This window comes from Pseudomonas gebzensis, assembly GCF_034427815.1.
Classification (GTDB): Bacteria; Pseudomonadota; Gammaproteobacteria; order Pseudomonadales; family Pseudomonadaceae; genus Aquipseudomonas.
This window is the reverse complement of sequence record NZ_JAXQNS010000014.1, coordinates 18,949-36,226: the sequence shown is the minus strand read 5'-3', so window position 1 is coordinate 36,226 and position 17,278 is coordinate 18,949. Positions and strand designations below refer to the sequence as shown.

19 protein-coding genes are annotated in these 17,278 nt (G+C 63.7%); 11 read left to right on the top strand and 8 right to left on the bottom strand.

The features are described 5' to 3' along the window. The first annotated feature begins 169 nt into the window (after window positions 1-169). From SJI00_RS21605 to SJI00_RS22705, 8 genes are all read left to right on the top strand, one after another. Window positions 170-1,267 (top strand): catalase family protein, encoded by a 1,098-nt coding sequence (locus tag SJI00_RS21605; protein ID WP_322463717.1) that lies wholly within the window; start codon window positions 170-172, stop codon window positions 1,265-1,267. A 111-nt stretch (window positions 1,268-1,378) separates the two neighbouring features. Continuing rightward, complete coding sequence (locus SJI00_RS21600) at window positions 1,379-1,933, top strand: type 1 glutamine amidotransferase domain-containing protein (protein WP_322463716.1); 555 nt, start codon at window positions 1,379-1,381, stop codon at window positions 1,931-1,933. Between the two features lie 160 nt (window positions 1,934-2,093). Beyond that, window positions 2,094-2,498 (top strand): response regulator, encoded by a 405-nt coding sequence (locus SJI00_RS21595; protein WP_322463715.1) that lies wholly within the window; start codon window positions 2,094-2,096, stop codon window positions 2,496-2,498. A gap of 99 nt (window positions 2,499-2,597) precedes the next feature. Then, on the top strand, window positions 2,598-3,416 hold the full coding sequence (locus SJI00_RS21590) for an alpha/beta fold hydrolase (RefSeq protein WP_322463714.1): 819 nt from the start codon (window positions 2,598-2,600) through the stop codon (window positions 3,414-3,416). Continuing rightward, window positions 3,403-4,605: a PAS domain-containing sensor histidine kinase gene (locus SJI00_RS21585; protein WP_322463713.1), complete on the top strand. Its 1,203-nt coding sequence runs from the start codon at window positions 3,403-3,405 to the stop codon at window positions 4,603-4,605. The genes SJI00_RS21590 and SJI00_RS21585 overlap by 14 nt, the downstream gene beginning before the upstream one ends. Further along, window positions 4,602-4,829 (top strand): hypothetical protein, encoded by a 228-nt coding sequence (locus tag SJI00_RS21580; protein WP_322463712.1) that lies wholly within the window; start codon window positions 4,602-4,604, stop codon window positions 4,827-4,829. The genes SJI00_RS21585 and SJI00_RS21580 overlap by 4 nt, the downstream gene beginning before the upstream one ends. 141 nt (window positions 4,830-4,970) lie before the next feature. Further along, window positions 4,971-6,179 carry a zinc-dependent alcohol dehydrogenase gene (locus SJI00_RS21575; RefSeq protein WP_322463711.1) on the top strand — a complete coding sequence of 403 codons (1,209 nt, stop codon included), beginning with the start codon at window positions 4,971-4,973 and terminating at the stop codon, window positions 6,177-6,179. Further along, window positions 6,166-6,783, top strand: a complete 618-nt coding sequence (locus SJI00_RS22705) for a hypothetical protein (RefSeq protein ID WP_416221074.1) — start codon at window positions 6,166-6,168, stop codon at window positions 6,781-6,783. The genes SJI00_RS21575 and SJI00_RS22705 overlap by 14 nt, the downstream gene beginning before the upstream one ends. 523 nt (window positions 6,784-7,306) lie before the next feature. On the opposite strand, the gene SJI00_RS21565 is transcribed toward SJI00_RS22705, so the two are convergent. From SJI00_RS21565 to SJI00_RS21545, 5 genes are all read right to left on the bottom strand, one after another. Further along, a complete protein-coding gene (locus SJI00_RS21565; RefSeq protein ID WP_322463710.1) occupies window positions 7,307-7,822 on the bottom strand; it encodes a DUF4142 domain-containing protein in 516 nt (171 codons plus the stop codon). Window positions 7,823-7,900: 78 nt separating this feature from the next. Then, window positions 7,901-8,995, bottom strand: coding sequence for an alpha/beta hydrolase (locus tag SJI00_RS21560; protein ID WP_322463709.1), 1,095 nt, complete (start codon window positions 8,993-8,995; stop codon window positions 7,901-7,903). A gap of 104 nt (window positions 8,996-9,099) precedes the next feature. Further along, window positions 9,100-9,624 (bottom strand): hypothetical protein, encoded by a 525-nt coding sequence (locus tag SJI00_RS21555; protein ID WP_312935037.1) that lies wholly within the window; start codon window positions 9,622-9,624, stop codon window positions 9,100-9,102. 421 nt (window positions 9,625-10,045) lie between these two features. Further along, window positions 10,046-10,210 carry a hypothetical protein gene (locus SJI00_RS21550; protein WP_322463708.1) on the bottom strand — a complete coding sequence of 55 codons (165 nt, stop codon included), beginning with the start codon at window positions 10,208-10,210 and terminating at the stop codon, window positions 10,046-10,048. Between the two features lie 10 nt (window positions 10,211-10,220). Then, window positions 10,221-10,454 (bottom strand): PLD nuclease N-terminal domain-containing protein, encoded by a 234-nt coding sequence (locus SJI00_RS21545; protein WP_322463707.1) that lies wholly within the window; start codon window positions 10,452-10,454, stop codon window positions 10,221-10,223. A gap of 178 nt (window positions 10,455-10,632) precedes the next feature. Here SJI00_RS21545 and SJI00_RS21540 point away from each other — a divergent pair, with 178 nt between their 5' ends. Further along, entirely contained in the window at window positions 10,633-11,127 is a 495-nt protein-coding gene (locus tag SJI00_RS21540; protein WP_322463706.1) for a hypothetical protein, read from the top strand. Between the two features lie 104 nt (window positions 11,128-11,231). Here the strand turns inward: SJI00_RS21540 and SJI00_RS21535 are convergent, their stop codons facing one another. Both SJI00_RS21535 and SJI00_RS21530 read right to left on the bottom strand, forming a co-directional pair. Further along, on the bottom strand, window positions 11,232-12,338 hold the full coding sequence (locus SJI00_RS21535) for a Gfo/Idh/MocA family protein (RefSeq protein ID WP_322463705.1): 1,107 nt from the start codon (window positions 12,336-12,338) through the stop codon (window positions 11,232-11,234). Window positions 12,339-12,663: 325 nt separating this feature from the next. Beyond that, a complete protein-coding gene (locus SJI00_RS21530; RefSeq protein WP_322463704.1) occupies window positions 12,664-13,557 on the bottom strand; it encodes a PA4780 family RIO1-like protein kinase in 894 nt (297 codons plus the stop codon). 227 nt (window positions 13,558-13,784) lie between these two features. Between SJI00_RS21530 and proP the strand changes: the two genes are divergently transcribed. Both proP and SJI00_RS21520 read left to right on the top strand, forming a co-directional pair. Then, on the top strand, window positions 13,785-15,287 hold the full coding sequence (gene proP, locus SJI00_RS21525) for a glycine betaine/L-proline transporter ProP (protein ID WP_322463703.1): 1,503 nt from the start codon (window positions 13,785-13,787) through the stop codon (window positions 15,285-15,287). A 182-nt stretch (window positions 15,288-15,469) separates the two neighbouring features. Then, window positions 15,470-16,189 carry a TorF family putative porin gene (locus SJI00_RS21520; RefSeq protein ID WP_322463819.1) on the top strand — a complete coding sequence of 240 codons (720 nt, stop codon included), beginning with the start codon at window positions 15,470-15,472 and terminating at the stop codon, window positions 16,187-16,189. A 250-nt stretch (window positions 16,190-16,439) separates the two neighbouring features. On the opposite strand, the gene SJI00_RS21515 is transcribed toward SJI00_RS21520, so the two are convergent. Then, window positions 16,440-17,246, bottom strand: a complete 807-nt coding sequence (locus SJI00_RS21515; protein WP_322463702.1) for an AraC family transcriptional regulator — start codon at window positions 17,244-17,246, stop codon at window positions 16,440-16,442. Window positions 17,247-17,278: the final 32 nt, after the last annotated feature.

Here is a 17,278-nt window from a genome sequence, read left to right as displayed (position 1 = left end):
AGGCGCCGATTCGGCGAAAGTTCAGGGCGCGTGCGCTGAGCCGTCGGTCGGCATGGCCAGCATCCCTGCTGAACCGCCGCACACGGGCATCGCTCATCTGAGAACTCGCAGCGAGTAGAAGCGTGCACAACGCCCTCTTTGCGATGCCCTGAGCCAAGAGGAGAACACCATGAACGACCGCGCCACCCCTGCCTCCACCGCCCCCTTGGCTTTCCAGCCCGGTTTCGAGCAGATCCCCGATGACGAAGCGCAGACCAGCCAGGAACTGGCCGACACCCTGCGCACGATCATGCAGACCACTTTCGAGCACCGCGGCCACGCCGACCGCAGCGTGCACGCCAAGGCCCACGGCCTGCTGCAGGGCGAGATCACGGTGCTGGACAACCTGCCGCCGCACCTGGCCCAAGGCGCCTTCGCCCGGCCCGGCACCTACCCCGCCTACCTGCGCTTCTCCACCAACCCTGGCGATATCCTCGATGACAAGGTGTCCACCCCGCGGGGCCTGGCGGTAAAAATGGTCGGTGTCGAGGGCGCGCGGCTGCCGGGTAGTGAAGGCGATGTGACCCAGGATTTCGTCATGCAGAACGCCAAAGCCTTCACCGCCGCCACGCCCAAGGATTTTCTGAAAACCCTCAAGCTGCTGGCCAAGACCACCGACAAGATGCCGCGCACCAAGCAGGTGATGTCGGCCGTGCTGCGCGGGGTGGAAGCCACCCTTGAGGCGGTGGGCGGGGAAAGCGGCACGCTGAAAAGCCTGGGCGGCCATCCGCAAACGCACATTCTCGGCGAAAGCTTCTCCACCGTCGTACCGCTGCTGTATGGCCCCTACTACGCCAAGGTGGCGCTGGTACCGGTAGCGCCGTCACTCACCGCGTTGACCGACCAGCACGTGGATTTCCACGGCAACCCCGATGGCCTGCGCGCAGCCGTGAGCGCGTTCTTCGAGCAACAGGGCGGCATCTGGGAAATCCGCGTGCAGTTGGCCACCGACCTTGAGCACATGCCCATCGAGGATGCCTCCAAGGCGTGGCCGGAAGACCTCAGCCCCTATGTCACCGTGGCCCGCCTGCAGGTCGATGCCCAGCCGGCCTGGTCGCCAGAGAACGTACGCGCCATCGACGACGGCATGGCGTTCAGCCCCTGGCACGGCCTGGCGGCGCACCGTCCGCTGGGCGGGGTCATGCGCACGCGCAAGCCCTCGTACGAGATGTCGGCAACGTTCCGCGGCCAGCACAATGGCTGCCCGATGCACGAGCCGGGCAAATAAATCAAACCTTTCACCGCCTGGGCTGATCAACCAAGGGCAACAGTTTTTGCCCCTGCCTCACGCAACACCGAGCATAGGCGGCTTCATGATCACAGCACTTCTGGAGACACCATGAGCTCACAACTGACAGGCAAACGCGTTCTGATCATCACTTCCGACACCGGTATCGAACGCGACGAGCTGCTCAAACCGCTGCAGGCCCTGCAGCAAGAAGGTGCCGAGGTGATTCACGCCTCGATCAAGGGCGGCGACACGCAGACCTTCCTGCAAGACACCGAAAAAGACCAGGTCGTCAGTGCCAAGGCCAAACTCGCCGAGGTCAAAGCCGACGACTTCCACGCGCTGGTCATCCCGGGCGGCACCGTCAATGCCGACAACCTGCGCCAGGACAAAGACGCTTTGCGCCTGATCAAGGCGTTCAGCAGCGCGGGCAAGGTCATCGCCGCCATCTGCCACGGCCCATGGGCACTGATCGATGCTGGCGTGATCGAGGGCAAGACCCTGACCTCCTACCCCAGCGTGCGCACCGACCTGGTCAACGCCAAGGGCATGTGGGTCGATGCCGAGGTCAAGGAATGCGACGCCAATGGCTGGCACCTGATCACCTCGCGCACCCCTGACGATTTGCCTGCGTTCAACCAGGCCATCGTCAACGCGGTGAAATGAGTCAGGCCCCTACCCGCCGTTGCAATACGGCGTGAATCGGCGGGTTCGGGGTCATCGTGGAATTCCTGCAACACCGTGATGTCATATCGAGATCAGCGGGTATCCGCCTGGCTTCGCGCCAGGCCCTGACACTCTCGCACCCGCACACAGAGCATCCGCTATGATCGAACCCTTACCGTCGGCCCCTGCCCCTCGCATCCTCCTGGTAGAAGACGAACGCATGATTCGCGAGCTGATCGTGTTCGCCCTGGAAGACCTGGGGGCGACCGTCAAGGCTGTCGAAACCGCCGATGAGGGCCTGGCTGCGCTTGAACAGGCGCCGTGGTCGCTGCTGCTGACCGACGTCCAGACCCCAGGCATGCTTGACGGCATGCAGCTGGCCTGGCGTGCCCAGAGCCAGGCGCCCGAGCTGGCGGTGGTGGTAATGAGCGGCTATCACGATGGTTTCGCCCTGCCGCTGCCCGAGGGTGCGGTGTTCTTGCCCAAACCCTGGTCGATCGATCAGTTTTACCAAGTCATCGAGGGCCAGCTGGCACGCTGCTCAGCTGTGCGGCCTGCCGCCTGAGCTCATTGCGCTGGGCGCCCTGCCCGGTGATGATTCTGTTGTATGGCTTGCGCGGGCACCTTCGCGCCCCTTTTCATGGCTCAGCGTTCTGGAATCCCCATGGATCTTCGACGGCGTAACAATGTGCAAGTCAGTGGCAGCGGCGACGTGACATTGATCTTTTCCCATGGCTTTGGCTGCGACCAGGCGATGTGGCGTTTTCTCCTTCCTCATTTCGCCGAGCGCTTTCGTACCGTGAGCTACGACTTGGTGGGCGCTGGTGGCTCCGATCTGGGCGCCTACGACCCGGTCAAGTACGCCGAGCTGTGGGGCTATGCCGCTGACCTCAATGACCTTATCGAGCGTTTTGCCGAAGGCCCGGTGGTTGTGGTGGGCCATTCGGTCAGCGCGATGATCGGTGCCCTCGCCGACCGCCTGCACCCCGGCCGGATCGCCGCGCACGTGATGATCGGCCCGTCACCGTGCTACATCGATGTCGATGACTACGTCGGCGGGTTCAGCCGCGCCGACATCGATTCCTTGCTCGACACCCTCGACAGCAATTACCTGGGCTGGTCGAGCACCATGGCCCCGGTGATCATGGGCGCCCCTGGCGAGCCGGCGCTGGCCGAGGAACTGACCAACAGCTTCTGCCGCACCGATCCGGACATCGCCCGCCACTTCGCGCGGGTCACGTTTCTCTCTGACAACCGCGACGATGTCGCCGGGCTACCGACGCCGACCCTGATCCTGCAGTCGAGCGAAGACCTCATCGCCCCGCAGGCGGTGGGCAGCTATCTGCACCAAGTACTGCCCAACAGCCAACTGACCCTGGTACCGAACATCGGCCACTGCCCACACATGAGCGCGCCCAGCGCCTGTGGTGAAGCGATGGACGCTTTCCTGGCGCAACGGTTCGGCTCCCATGCTGGTCGGTGAGTACCTGCTGCCGGAGGCCGACGCGCTGCTTGAGCGCGCGCCCTGTGGGCTGGTGGTGACCACCGAGGACGGCACGATCCTGCGCAGCAACCAGACCTTCTCGCGCTGGCTGGGCAGCGAGCCGACCGCCCTGCTCGGCAGGCGCTTCCAGAGCCTGCTGACCATGGGCGGGCGCATTTTTCACCAGACCCACTGGGCGCCGCTGATGAAGATCCAGGGGTCGGTGGCCGAGGTGAAGCTCGACCTGCAACATGCCGATGGCCACGTCATCACCATGCTGCTCAATGGCGTACGCCACGAACATGCCGAGGGCGTGTTCTACGAGCTGGCCATGTTCGGCACGGTCGAACGTGATCGCTATGAACGTGAGCTGCTCAGCGCGCGCAAGCGTGCCGAGCAGCTGCTTGCCGAACGCAGCACTGCCGAGCAGGCATTGCAGGAGGCCAAGGCCGAGCTGGCCCTGGCCTACCGCGACGCCCAACGCCGTGCGACGTTGGCCGAACAAATGGTCGCGGTCGCCAGCCATGACCTGAAGAACCCGCTCACGGCCATCAAGATGGCCACCGGGCTGCTCGCACGCGGTGACTGGCAACCTCGCCAGCAGCAGTTGATCGGCACCATTGGGCTGTCATGCGAGCGTGCCCAGCGGATGATCGCCGACCTGCTCGACCTCGCCTCCGCGCGCATGGGCCAGGGCATCAGCATCCAGCGCCAAGTGGTGGCCCTGCCCGCGTTGGTCGATGACAGTGTCAACGAACTGCGGGTGGCATTCCCTCACGCGCGTATCCGCCACTTGAGCAAGGGGCGGGGCCAGGTGGCGCTCGATCCCGATCGGCTGTACCAGACCCTGGGTAACCTGGTCGCCAATGCGGCGGCCTACGGCGACTTGCGGCATGCCATCACCCTGACCAGCGACGTGTGCCAGGGCGCTGTCAGCCTGAGCGTGCACAACCACGGCCCGGCCATCGAGCAGGCGCTGATCGAGCGGCTGTTCGAGCCGATGACCCGCGCTAGCGAGCGAAGCGCCGGCGGGCGCTCGGTGGGCCTGGGGTTGTTTATCGTCAGAGAGATCGTCACCGCCCATGGCGGGGAGATTCGCGTTCATTCCAGCCAGGCGCAGGGCACCACGTTCATGGTGCGCCTGCCTGCTGCGCCATCGACCTTGCACGACCAGAGAGCCGTACCATGAACCCCATCACCCAGCTGGAATACAGTATCGAACGCCTCGGCCGTCTGGCCGACGCCCTGGAAACCGTCGCACCCTGCCCCGCCTCGCGCCTGGTACTGGTGACCTGGCTGGCCGATCATCTCAACAGCGATGCCGAAGCTGATGCCATCGACCGGCAACTGCCAGCGCTACCGCCCGCGCTGGTCGCCGATTATCGCGTCTGGATCAGCAAGGGCGGCGCCTGAACGGCGGCTTGCGCGACGCTTCTCTACCGAATTATCGGTAAGCGCGGGCGACCGCTGGCCTGTCCGCCTGAACTTTGTCCACCGCGAAGGCTTCCTCTGCATAGACATACCGTCTGAGTGAATCAGCAGGAGCTAAGCGCGATGCGAGCATTGACGTACCACGGTGCCAACGACGTCCGGGTCGATAACGTCCCCGATCCGATTCTCGAACAGCCCGATGACATCATTCTGAAGGTAACCGCCACCGCCATCTGCGGGTCGGACCTGCACCTGTACCGCGGCAAGATCCCGCAGACCGAACACGGCGATATCTTTGGCCACGAGTTCATGGGTGTGGTTGAAGAAGTGGGCCCTGCGGTGACTGCAGTGAGCGTCGGCGACCGCGTGGTGATCCCGTTCGTGATCGCCTGCGGCAGCTGTTTCTTCTGTCAGCTGGACCAGTTCGCGGCCTGCGAGACCTCCAATACCGGGCGCGGAGCGATCCTCAACAAGAAAAGCATTCCACCTGGCGCGGCGCTGTTCGGCTTCAGCCATCTGTACGGTGGCATTCCTGGCGGCCAGGCCGATTACGTGCGTGTGCCCCATGGCAACGTCGGGCCCTTCAAGGTGCCCGCAGCGCTCACCGATGACAAGGTTCTGTTCCTCTCCGACATCCTCCCCACCGCCTGGCAAGCCGTGCTCAATGCCGGCGTAGAGCGAGGCTCCAGCCTGGCCATCTACGGGGCCGGCCCGGTCGGTTTGCTGGCGGCAGCCTGCGCACGGATGCTCGGTGCCGAGCAGATCTTCATGGTCGACCACAATCAGTACCGGTTGGACTACGCACAGCAGGCCTACGGCGTGATTCCGATCAACTTCGACCATGACGATGATCCGGCCGATACCATCATCCGCCAGACCACGGGCATGCGCGGCGTGGCGGCGGTGATCGATGCAGTGGGCTTCGAAGCCAAGGGCAGCACTACGGAAACCGTGCTCACCGCCCTCAAGCTTGAAGGCAGCAGCGGCAAAGCACTGCGCCAGTGCATCGCGGCCGTGCGCCGGGGTGGGGTGGTCAGCGTGCCAGGGGTGTATGCCGGGTTCATTCATGGCTTCCTGTTCGGCGACGCCTTTGACAAGGGCCTGACCTTCAAGATGGGCCAGACCCATGTGCAGCGGTACTTGCCAGAGCTGCTGGAGCACATTCAGGCAGGCCGCCTGCAACCGGAGCACATCGTGACGCATACATTGGCGCTGGAAGAGGCTGCCATGGGTTATCAACTGTTCGACAAAAAACAAGACGATTGCCGCAAGGTGATTCTGGTACCCGGCGCCGCCGCGGGCACCTTGGGAGGCCACCATGTCCACGCCTGAAAACGCTAGCGCTGCCACCCCCCTGCTCGATCCTGCCACCGGCATGAAGCCAGGTGAGCGTTACCGCGTGGAACCTGCCGAAGGCGGCCAGCCGTTCGAAGGCTTTTTCCTCGACGGCAAATACTTCCTGGATGCCGACCTGCTGACCGCCGTGGGTTGGCTGGAAGGCCAACGCTTCATCTATGACCAGCTCAACGGTGCCGGCGAGCCGGTGTTCCCTGATCGGCATGCCGGGGACATCAGTGCGCTGAACCTCACAGTGACCGACGGGCCGGTGCTGGCGCTGACGCCGATCGAGGTGGCGGTGCAGGTGGACGAGGCTGCTGAAGGGGTCGCCGATGGCGCCGAGCTTGATGGCGATGACGCAGCCCACGTGGAAAGTGATCGCAAGGGGGAGCCGGGAGGCGAAGACCTAGCCGAGGGGGATGCTGAGGCGGAGGCGGACACGAATACGGAGGCCGACTCCACCGCTGGCGCTGCAACCGATGCGGTCGACAGCGAGTGTCCGATGGTCCGCTCACCGAGCAATCTAATGGCCACGACCGCGGCCGCCTTCGCGGCCGGCCTGGTCGTCGGCTTCGCAATCAGCCGTAACCGGCGCTGAGGCAAATCGACAGGAGCGGCCGGTACGGCGCTCCACGGGTTTGCGCAAGGCGGCGCAGCTGCCGTATTTCAAGCCCTCTGTGATCAACCCGCATGCCTTTTTCAAGGCACTTCGCGACGGCGGGAAGACGCCCAATTAGCGCACCCTCGCCCTGCTGTGCTGCTGTGCTGCTGTGCTGCTGTGCGCCAGGCGCATTGCCTCGCGCCACCAGCCTGATCGAGCCACTGATACCCGGGGGCGATCGATCACTTGCACCCTCACTTTCGAAGGTTGGACGCCGGCACTGGGCTGTGAACGCTGACTTTCGGGCAAAAGAAATCGGCGCCCCCGGAACGTGATGTCAGTCAGCTAATCCGTTTCAGGATCATCGGAGCTGCGTTGCCACCCATCAGGCTAAGCCACTCCCACAGGGTATGCAGAAACCTGCGGGAGCGACCGTAGTCTCGATGGGCCGCAAAGCGGCCCCAATCGGTTAACTGACTAGCACCGGCTGGTGAGCGCCGATTGTTTCAAGCGTCAGCGATCACTGCTTGGCAGCATCACCACCGTGAGCAGCGGCCAGCTTGCGGGCCTCTTCCAGGTGTTCCTTGAGCGTAGGCAGAGTCTGGCCAGCGAAGGCCTTGAGTTCTGCGTCCTTGCCTTCGTTGATCTCTTCCTGGAACAGCTTGACGGTGTCTTCGTGCGCTTTCACCTGATTGTTGGCGTAAGAACGGTCGAAGGAATCCTCACGAATGTCCAGAATCAGCTTCTTGGCCTTGTCCAGCAGTTCGGCATCGGTTGCGACCTTGAGGTCTTTCTGCTGGGCGATTGCCTTGAGCTGCTCCTTAGCCTTGGTGTGGTCATCGATCATCATCTGAGCGAAGGCCTTGATGTCGGTCGACTGGCTCTTTTCAAGCGCCAGCTTGCCCGCTTCCACCTCTGCAATGCCCTTGGCAGAAGCTTCATCCACAAAATTGGCCGGGCTGGTGGCGGCGAGGGCTGCATGGCTGGCAAAGGCGAACAGCACGCCGCAGATACCGGCTTTGAGTTTGAGGTTCATGTGTAACTCCTTGGGCGAATGTCGTCGAAAGAACGTGACATCAGGTGTGACCCGGCGCGGTAGCACCGGGTTCAGGATTTATTGCTTGTCCAGATCCGCCTTCAGGCGCTGACCGGCGTAGGCCTGGGCCTGTTCGGCTTTCTTCACCACTGCGGCGGTGCCGAAGAACTCGTGGGTAACGCCGTCATACAGTCTGCGCTCGACGCTCACACCCGCCTCACGCAGGGCCTGCTCCAGCTGTGCACCATCGTCACGCAGCGGGTCGATTTCAGCATTGACCAGCGTGACCGGCGCCAAGCCGCGCAGGTTGGCCTTGACCAGGTTGATGCGCGGGTCTTGCACGTCGTTCGGGGTGCGGCTGATCTGCTGAACGAACCAGAGCATCATTGGCCGGTTCAGCGGCATGGCGTCGGCGTACTTGTCGTAAGACGCCGTGTGGGTATCGGGCTGAGCCACCGGGTACACGGCGAGGATGTGCCGCGGGGCGGTCAGGCCGGCATCGCGGGCCGCAATGGCCGTGGCCACGGCCAGGTTGCCGCCGGCGCTCTCGCCCGCCAAGGCCAGACGCTTGGGGTCACCCTGAAGCGATTGGGCATGGGTGGTCAGCCATCTGTAGGTGGCCAAGGCGTCGTCGTGAGCGGCGGGAAACCTGTGTTCCGGCGCGCGGCGATAGTCCACCGACACCACGACCGCATCGGCCTGTTTGGCCAGGCCTCGGGCGCCGGCGTCGTACACCGAGCGGTCGGCGATCACCCAGCCGCCGCCATGGAAGTACAGCACCACTGGATGCGGGCCAGGGCCTGCCGGGGTATAGACCGTTGCCGGCAGGTTGCCGTTAGCCCCAGGAATGGTCACGTCACGGCTGCTCACACCGGGCACCAGCGACTGTGGATCGGCGCTGCGCTTTTCATCGCTAAGCACGGCCTTGACGGCATCGGCCACGGTGGGCTGCTGACGTGCTTCGGGTGCCGTGGTTTTTTCGATGGCCTTGCCATCGAGGCTGGCCAGCTTGTTGAGCACCGTCTGCATGTCGGCGTCGGTGCGCAACAGGCTCTTGGTGCCGCTTACCGCCAGCTCGGAAACCGAACGCTTCTGTGGGTCACGCGCGCAACCGCCGATGGCGACAGCCAGGCCGAGCAAGGTTGCCGCCGCCAGATAACCGTGTCTTTGCATGGTGCTCTCCTGAACCGGGGCGGCGATGCGCGCCCTCTGTAGGTTCAGGCCGGCGATGTGCCGCCCCGTTCAATAAACCTGCCATGGCGTTGCAACCGACCGGCTCAGGTGACTTGGATATAGACCGCGTACACGCCCAGCAATACCCAGAAGCCAAGGAAAATCCACGGCGTGCGTAGCGAGAACAGCAGCGACTTCTTATGCGCTTCACGGGAGGTTTCGGTTTCGCTGAACAGCGGCGACTCATCGTAGGCAGCGCTCATCAGCGGCTCACTGCGCAGCAGGTGGCTTTGCTTGACCTGCCAGTGATCGATGATCTTGTAGGCCGCTCGAATACCCGGCCAGGCGTTCAGCGTGGTAAGCCCACCCAGTGAAGCCAGGAAGACTGGGACAAGAATGGTGAACATCTTGCCCCACTCCGGGTTGAGGTTGCTCATGGCGGAAACGAAGGCGATGACCAGGAATGACTGCGAGGTAAGGTAAGCGTCGGTGCGGTTGGCGAGGATGGTGCTCTCGTACTGGATTTCATTACGGTAGAAGTCCAGACGCTCTTTGAGATTGCCAAAGACCATGGCGTTGTGCGCCTCGATCTCGTGCTCGGGCGTCGAGGGCGTGATGATGACGGGCATGAATCAGCTCCTGCAGGCTCCAGCCTGCGTAAAAAGGCTACCTGCGATCACTGCAGGCACTCGCGAAGCCAAATAGAACCGTGTGGTCAGGAAAAATTCAGTCCGCTGATGCGAACGGTCGTGAACAGACCTGCTGTCGATAGGCGTGGGTCCCGCTTCGGGGGCGCGTTGTCTTGAACCACCGGCCGCCCGGTAACGATCAGAGGTGCGTCATTCGGCCGCCCGAGCCGCTGGTTCCAGGCCGCTGCCAGACCCTGTTCGAATCCATACAGCCTGGTCTGCGGCTGGCGCCCCCAGGGGTGACAAAGCTGCAGAGGCCCGCCTGTTGCGAACACCGCATAACAGGTGTCGGCCGTCTCAGCTCGCTTCCCCTCGCCCGCCAGACCGGTGCCTGTCTGACCGCGGCAGACTTCACCGGGGCTCAGTCAGGCCGAGGCTTGCCTTCTTCGCGTCCGGTACGCTGAGCGGTGGATTCGTCCTCGCCCTCACGCGCCGTGTCTGGCCGGTGGGCATCGTTGTCGCGTTGCTGTTCGCCCTTGGAGGGGCCGGCAGGGTTGGCGGAATCAGGCGCTTTGCGAGTGGTCATGGTGGTACTCCTATCCTTTGCTGTGTTCGGGTGACGAAGGACCGGTGCCGCGTTTGATCCCGCGCGGGCCGCAAATGCCCCAGATGACCAGCCCTACAACGGGCAGCGCCACCAGCAACAGGGCCCAGAGAATCTTCGTGACATCGCGCTTGTCGCTGCGAAACACGCTGACGATCGCCCACAGGTCCAGCAGCAGCACAATCGCCACGCCGCCGATCCAGATATAGGTGTTCAGCTCGTTCATGGTGCAGCCCTCCTCAGGCTTGATCCGAAGGCATTTTCACCCCCACTGCTACAGAGGAAGGCAACAGGCCAGACAAAGTTCAGCCGCTGTGGCACCTCTAGGACAGGCGGGATGTCGAAAGCGGATCGGTGCCGCAGAGCACCCTCTACCCTGCCGTCGAATCCCTGAGCCTGCCGCCATGAGCCGTCCACTGCTGTCCACTCCCCGATCGTCCAAGCACCGCGCGCCCCACCCGAACCGGGGTTACCGACCCTATGCCGTGGCCGGGGGGCTGTTGGCGCTGCTGCTGGTGGTCAGCGCAGCCGGGCGGGCCTGGCTCGGACCTGCCCAGGTCATCAGCGATGACCGCCGCGTGCAGGTCGATTATCCACGGCTAGTGCGCAGCGGCGCCGAACAGACGCTGCACATCAGCGTGCGCGGTGAGCCTGGCAAGGCCGTCAAGCTACTGCTGATCGGGCCGCTGTTGAGCCAGTCACGGGTCGAGCGCATCAGCCCTGAACCGCAATCGAGTCTGCGCCAGGGCAACGCGCTGCTTTTGCATTTTCCATCTGAAGCCACTATGGAGCGCAGCGTTGAAGTCACGCTGCGCAGCGATGCAGTCGGGCAGTTGAACGGCACACTGCGTGCGGGGCCGGGCAGCGTGGTGCGTCTGAGCACCTACCGGCACCCCTAGCAGCAACAACAGCGCGCTGCGGGCACCACGATAAACGCCGCCAGCCCAGGAAGGCTCAGCGGCGTTTCTGCAAGGACGGGCCGCGCCAGGCAACCCCTACCCGATTACTCGGTAGGCGACTCGGTATTGACGAAGTCCGGCACCTCGGCCAGTGGCAAGGCCCGACGCTGCCCACGTTGGGCATGCTGACGGGCTGGCAGCGGGTCAAGCGTCTGCGCCTGGCCGGTTTGCAACGCCCGCTCGATGGCCATGATCACGCGCACATCGCGCCAGCCTTCTTCACCGTCTGGCTCCGGGGCCTGATCATTGAGGATGCAGTCAGAAAAATACGCGGTTTCACCGGCGAACTGATCGACCACGGGGCTCACGTGCACGCGGTTGTCCCCGTCCACTTCAGCGTGATACTTGATCGCCACACCCTCGCCATAGCCAAAGCATGGCGAAGCATCGATCAGCCCTTCACTGCCGATCAGCAGGAAGCGCTCGGCATCAGGCAGGGTGTAGCTGACGGTGAACTGCGCCAGGCGTTCCTCGGCGAAACGCAGGTTCACCGTCACGGTGTCCCAGGTGTTCACCGCGCTGCCGGGGCTTTTTACGCCCATGGCCGACACTTCGATGGGCTCTGCGTTGAACAGCTGACGAACCATGTTCAGTGGGTAGGGGCCCATGTCCAGCACAGGGCCGGCGGCGAAGCCATCCTGGGCGCGATGGTTGCTGGGCTTGACGGTCTGCGTGAAGGTCGAGGTGAACAGCCGTGGGTCGCCGAAGTTGCCGGCCTGGACCCGCTCGATCATGTCCAGCGTACCCGGCTCGCTGTGCAGGCGGTAGGCGATCATCAGCTTGGCGCTTGAGCGCTGCTCGGCGTCAAGGATGGTCTGGCAGTCTTCCTCGGTGCTGGCCATGGGCTTTTCCAGCAACACATGGATACCCGCCTCAAGGGCCGGGACAACGAATTCGACATGACGAAAATTGGGGGTGGCGACGTATACCGCGTCGACTTCGCCCGACGCCAGCAGCTGCGCGTAGTCCTCATAGGCGTAAGCCTTGATGCCGTAGAGCTTGGCCAGACGCTCGGCTTTTTCCGGATCGCCGGTCACCAGGGCTGTGATCACCGAATTGTCGGTCTGGCCGACACCGGGCATGAACGCGCCTTGTGATATGGCGCCTCCGCCAACGACGCCGTAGCGGATCTTGCCGTCAGGGCTGGGCATTGCGTACTCCTCATTCGCGATCGATGTGAAGAGTGGGCAGCCAGGGCGCGGCGCAGGTTCCATCTTTTTGCGTTGAATGGCATGAGGCAGACGCTCAAGCGCGGCGCCTGGCCGGCTTGGCAGCGTGTGGGCGCCAGCGGCAGCACGCGGGTGTCTTCAGTGGCGTCGCGGGGCTGGTGCCGGGCAGGCCGCGCCGCGCTTGGCGACCGACCGGAGCGCCAGACCGGCCGATAGGCGCCCCGGTTCGCCGCGATGGGCCGCAAAGCGGCCCCGGACACCTAACCGGCTGCCATCAGCCAGTTGGGGGCAGGTTCTCTGGCCAGGGTCATTGCAGCCACGGCGGCGGCGGCTCTTCGTCCTTCACCGGGCCGCGCTCGGCATCCTCGCGGCCCGCGCGGCGGCGGGCGTCTTCAGCGCGGGCGGCGTCGATTTCGCGCAACACGCCATGCACATCGGCGTCGTGCTCGTCATCGGCGTATTCGCCGGTCAGTACCGAGTCCGGGAGCAACTCGCCCGCCTCGTACAAGGCCCACATCTCCCGCGCGTAGCGGGTGTGTATGAGCTCTGGCGCAAACTGCCCGAAGTAACTGCTCATGTTCGCCACATCGCGCTCGAGCATGTCCAGCGCGTGGTTGTTGGCCGCGGCATCCACCGCCTGAGGCAGGTCGATGATCACCGGGCCGTCGGGGCCCAGCAGCACGTTGAACTCGGACAGGTCGCCATGCACCAGGCCTGCACAGAGCATCAGCACGATCTGCTGGATGACGAACGCGTGGTACTCGCGCGCCTGATCCGGCTCAAGGTGCACGTCATTCAGGCGCGGAGCGGCGTTACCGTCGGCATCGACGACCAGCTCCATCAGCAGCACGCCGTCGAGGAAATCGTAGGGCTTGGGCACCCGCACGCCGGCGCCGGCGAGGCGGAACAGCGCAGCCACTTCGGCGTTCTGCCAGGCCTGCTCGGTTTCCTTGCGGCCGTACTTGGAGCCGTTGTTCATGGCGCGTGCCTGGCGGCTGTTGCGCACCTTGCGGCCTTCCTGGTACTGCGCGGCCTGGCGGAAGCTGCGCTTGTTGGCCTCTTTATAGACCTTGGCGCAGCGCACCTGCTGGCCGCAGCGCACCACGTACACCGCCGCTTCCTTACCGCTCATCAACGGGCGCAAGACCTCGTCGACCAAGCCGTCTTCGATCAGGGGTTCGATTCTTTTTGGCGTCTTCATCAGCTCTGGTCTGGGTCCTGTCCGGTCGGCCATGTGGGTGTGGCCGGCCATCCTCTCATAGCGGGGCAGAACTTGCTCGGGTAAGGCGCCAGAGGCCGTGGTTGTTGAAAAAAAAGCCGGCAAAGGGCTGAATTATTTAGTGTCCATTTGTATCTCACCCCTGAGACCTGGCTCGTTACCACCGTATTCGCTTGGTCGTGCCTGGCACGTGAAAGGAAAAGATCAGAATGAAATTACGCAAGAAAAAAGTGAGCCCCATCGGGCTCAAGGACATCACCATCGTTGACGACGTCAAGATGCGCAAGGCGATTTCCGCCGCTGCGCTTGGCAACGCCATGGAATGGTTCGACTTCGGCGTCTATGGCTTCGTCGCCTTCGTGCTCGGCAAGGTCTTCTTCCCCAATGCCGACCCCAGTGTGCAGATGATCGCATCGCTCGCCACGTTCTCGGTACCGTTCCTGATTCGGCCCCTCGGTGGCCTGGTGTTCGGCGCCATTGGTGACCGCATCGGGCGACAGAAAGTGCTAGCGGCCACGATCATCATCATGTCCTTGAGTACCTTTGCCATCGGGGTGATTCCGTCCTATGCCGCCATCGGCATCTGGGCGCCAATCCTTCTGCTGCTGGCAAAGATGGCCCAAGGCTTCTCGGTCGGCGGTGAATACACCGGCGCATCGATCTTCGTGGCCGAGTACGCCCCCGACCGCCGCCGCGGCTTCCTCGGCAGCTGGCTGGACTTCGGCTCCATCGCAGGCTTCGTCATGGGTGCGGGCCTGGTGGTGCTGATCCAGAGCATGGTCACCGAGGAGCAGTTCCAGGACTGGGGCTGGCGGATTCCGTTCCTGCTGGCGCTGCCCCTGGGCGTGATCGGTCTGTACCTGCGCCATGCCGCTGAAGAAACCCCAGCGTTCCAGCAGCACGTCGACAGCCTTGAGCAAGGCGACCGCGACGGCCTGGCCTCGGGCCCGAAAGTGTCGTTCAAGGCAATCGCCACCAAGCACTGGCGCAGCCTGCTGACGTGTATCGGTGTGGTCATCGCGACCAACGTCACCTATTACATGCTGCTCACCTACATGCCGAGCTACCTGACCCATAACCTGCAGTACAGCGAAAGCAACGGCGTCCTGATCATCATCGCGATCATGGTCGGCATGCTCTTCGTGCAGCCGGTGATCGGTTTCCTCAGCGACAAGTTCGGCCGCCGCCCCTTCATCCTGCTGGGCAGCATCGGCTTGTTCCTGCTGGCCATTCCGGCGTTCAAGCTGATCACCAGCGGCGACACGGTGTTCATCTTCTCCGGTCTGCTGATGCTGGCGATTCTGCTGAACTTCTTCATCGGCGTGATGGCCTCGACCCTGCCGGCGATGTTCCCCACGCACATCCGCTACAGCGCCCTGGCCAGCGCCTTCAACATCTCGGTGTTGATTGCAGGCGTGACCCCCACCCTGGCGGCCTGGCTGGTTGAAACCACCAACGATCTGTTCATGCCGGCGTACTACCTGATGATCGTCGCGGTCATCGGCTTCATCACCGCCGTGACCATGAAGGAAACCGCTAACAAGCCGCTGCGCGGCGCAGCGCCAGCAGCGTCTGACATCCACGAAGCCCGTGAACTGCTGCAAGAGCACCACGACAACATCGAGGAAAAGATCGAGGACATCGACTCGCAGATCGCTGAACTGGAAGCCAAACGCGCCACCCTGGCCCAGCAGCACCCGCGCATCGACTGACCCACGCCACACCCCGGGACGAGCCGTCTTGCGCGGCTCTGTACCTGCCCTCGAACATCGCCCTGGCCTGCCCCCTCTCATCGATTACCGTTGGTAAGCGCTCAAGCCTGCGGCTTTGCCCCAGCCGCGTCAGGCAGGTATCCTGGCCCACTCGCGCAAAAGGAGCCCCCTCGACAATGACCTTGCCCAGGCCTCTGTGGCTGCTCACCTTAGCGCTGCTGCTGAGCCCGTCGATCCAGGCCCAGCAGATTCAGCGTCAACTCGGCGACTTCGATTTCAAACTGGCCACGACCCCGTCGCGAACCATGGCCGAGGGCCTGATCTCGCCCACGGCGGTGGGCTCGTTCCACGGCGGCGTCGACCTCAGCCATCCCAACGGTGTGTATTTCGGCCAGTACGCCCCAAGCATGGGCCTGACCAAGGCTTCGACCCTCAAGCTGGACAATTACGTCGGCTACAAGCAGCACTTCACCGACAGCCTCGGCTATGAAGTGGGCATGATCCACTACAGCTACCCGAACCAGACCGATGCCAACAGCTATGCCCTGTACGGCGGCCTGTCGCTGCTCGGCAGCCGTTTTGGCGGCGCCTTCAACGACACCCCCAGCAACCGTACCGGCACCCTGTTCGCCAACCTCGGCCGGCTGCCGTTGCTGGATGTCGACTTCAGCCTGAAAGTCGCCCACCACCAGTTCGGCACGCCGTTCACCCGCGTCGACGGCGACGCGATCGACAGCTTCAACGACTGGTCGCTCAAGCTCTCCCGCCCCTGGCGCGGCATGGACCTGGACTTCACCTACAGTAACTCCAACCTGACCGGCAGCGGCTGTGATGCCTATTCGGGCATCAACAGCACCTGCGACAGCATGGTGACGTTGCGCGCGCAGCGGAGCTTTTTCTAAGCACAGCGCTTGCACAGGGCCACTCCCTCACCGACCGAAATGCAGGGTGCTGCGCCCACCACCTGACGCGAGGCAATACACATTTGCGCGGCCAGCCTCAAAGGCGGGCGTGGGGGTGCGCGAAAGGTCTTACGGGGCAATGCTGACGCCTCGCTCGTTGTGCAAGGCGTAGCCTGGATCGTTGCGCAGTGGCACAGACGGGCAAGACCGGCTGCTGCGAGTCCACGGTAACAGGACCGAGATCGGCCGCTTAGTCTGCGGCTGGGCGAGCCTGCTTCGGCTGTTTGCGCATGTACGTGACCGGCGGCACGCCGAGCTCCTTTCTGAACATCGCGGTGAAGGCGCTCGGGCTGTTGTAGCCATGGTCCAGCGCCACTTCCAGGACCGATGCGCCGGCCACCAGCCGAGGCAAACTCAGCAACAGCCGAACCTGCCGGCACCATGCACCGAAGTTCATGCCGGTTTCGCGCAAGAACAACCGGGCCAGCGTGCGCGGATTCATGTGCAACTGCATCGCCCAGCCGTCCAGCGTTGCAGCCTGCGCGGGCTCGGCGATGAACTGCCTGCATAGCTGGCCCAAGCGCGCGTGATTGGGCATGGGCACGTGCAGGGATAGCGTCGGCGCACTCTCGATTTCGTCCAGAATCAGCTGCATCGTGCGTTCTTCACGGCCGCCCAAGGGATAGTCCATCGCAAAGTCGAGGGCACGCAGGATCAGCTGACATAACAGAGGCTCGACAGGGATGACGCGGCAACTGTCGCCCAAGCCTGGGCGCAAACCCGGCTCGACGAAGACGGTGCGCATCGCGACGCTGCCAGCTGTCTGAATTTCATGCTGAACCTGCGCTGGCACCCAGAGGGCTCGCCCCGGTGGAACTACCCAGGCGCCGCCCGCGGCCCGCACGATCATCACGCCGCTGATGGCATGGACCAACTGCCCGCGCGAATGGGCATGCAGGGGAATCAACTGGTCGGCATCCGGGTCTGTGGCCAGCACCGTGACAGGCCTCTGCGTTTGCTCGCCATGGCGTGGCTTCAAATTGAGTGTTCTGTCCATTTCACGACGATGCTTGATGATTTGTAGCGAGA

Excerpts from the sequence above, each read along its gene's own strand:
- SJI00_RS21605 (WP_322463717.1), top strand. The coding sequence starts at position 170 with ATGAACGACCGCGCCACCCCTGCCTCCACCGCCCCCTTGGCTTTCCAG.
- SJI00_RS21530 (WP_322463704.1), bottom strand. The coding sequence starts at position 13,557 with ATGAAGACGCCAAAAAGAATCGAACCCCTGATCGAAGACGGCTTGGTC.
- SJI00_RS21540 (WP_322463706.1), top strand. The coding sequence starts at position 10,633 with ATGAGCCGTCCACTGCTGTCCACTCCCCGATCGTCCAAGCACCGCGCG.
- SJI00_RS21580 (WP_322463712.1), top strand. The coding sequence starts at position 4,602 with ATGAACCCCATCACCCAGCTGGAATACAGTATCGAACGCCTCGGCCGT.
- SJI00_RS21535 (WP_322463705.1), bottom strand. The coding sequence starts at position 12,338 with ATGCCCAGCCCTGACGGCAAGATCCGCTACGGCGTCGTTGGCGGAGGC.
- SJI00_RS21550 (WP_322463708.1), bottom strand. The coding sequence starts at position 10,210 with ATGACCACTCGCAAAGCGCCTGATTCCGCCAACCCTGCCGGCCCCTCC.
- proP (WP_322463703.1), top strand. The coding sequence starts at position 13,785 with ATGAAATTACGCAAGAAAAAAGTGAGCCCCATCGGGCTCAAGGACATC.
- SJI00_RS21575 (WP_322463711.1), top strand. The coding sequence starts at position 4,971 with ATGCGAGCATTGACGTACCACGGTGCCAACGACGTCCGGGTCGATAAC.
- SJI00_RS21600 (WP_322463716.1), top strand. The coding sequence starts at position 1,379 with ATGAGCTCACAACTGACAGGCAAACGCGTTCTGATCATCACTTCCGAC.
- SJI00_RS21515 (WP_322463702.1), bottom strand. The coding sequence starts at position 17,246 with ATGGACAGAACACTCAATTTGAAGCCACGCCATGGCGAGCAAACGCAG.
- SJI00_RS21555 (WP_312935037.1), bottom strand. The coding sequence starts at position 9,624 with ATGCCCGTCATCATCACGCCCTCGACGCCCGAGCACGAGATCGAGGCG.
- SJI00_RS21590 (WP_322463714.1), top strand. The coding sequence starts at position 2,598 with ATGGATCTTCGACGGCGTAACAATGTGCAAGTCAGTGGCAGCGGCGAC.
- SJI00_RS22705 (WP_416221074.1), top strand. The coding sequence starts at position 6,166 with ATGTCCACGCCTGAAAACGCTAGCGCTGCCACCCCCCTGCTCGATCCT.
- SJI00_RS21545 (WP_322463707.1), bottom strand. The coding sequence starts at position 10,454 with ATGAACGAGCTGAACACCTATATCTGGATCGGCGGCGTGGCGATTGTG.
- SJI00_RS21585 (WP_322463713.1), top strand. The coding sequence starts at position 3,403 with ATGCTGGTCGGTGAGTACCTGCTGCCGGAGGCCGACGCGCTGCTTGAG.
- SJI00_RS21560 (WP_322463709.1), bottom strand. The coding sequence starts at position 8,995 with ATGCAAAGACACGGTTATCTGGCGGCGGCAACCTTGCTCGGCCTGGCT.
- SJI00_RS21595 (WP_322463715.1), top strand. The coding sequence starts at position 2,094 with ATGATCGAACCCTTACCGTCGGCCCCTGCCCCTCGCATCCTCCTGGTA.
- SJI00_RS21565 (WP_322463710.1), bottom strand. The coding sequence starts at position 7,822 with ATGAACCTCAAACTCAAAGCCGGTATCTGCGGCGTGCTGTTCGCCTTT.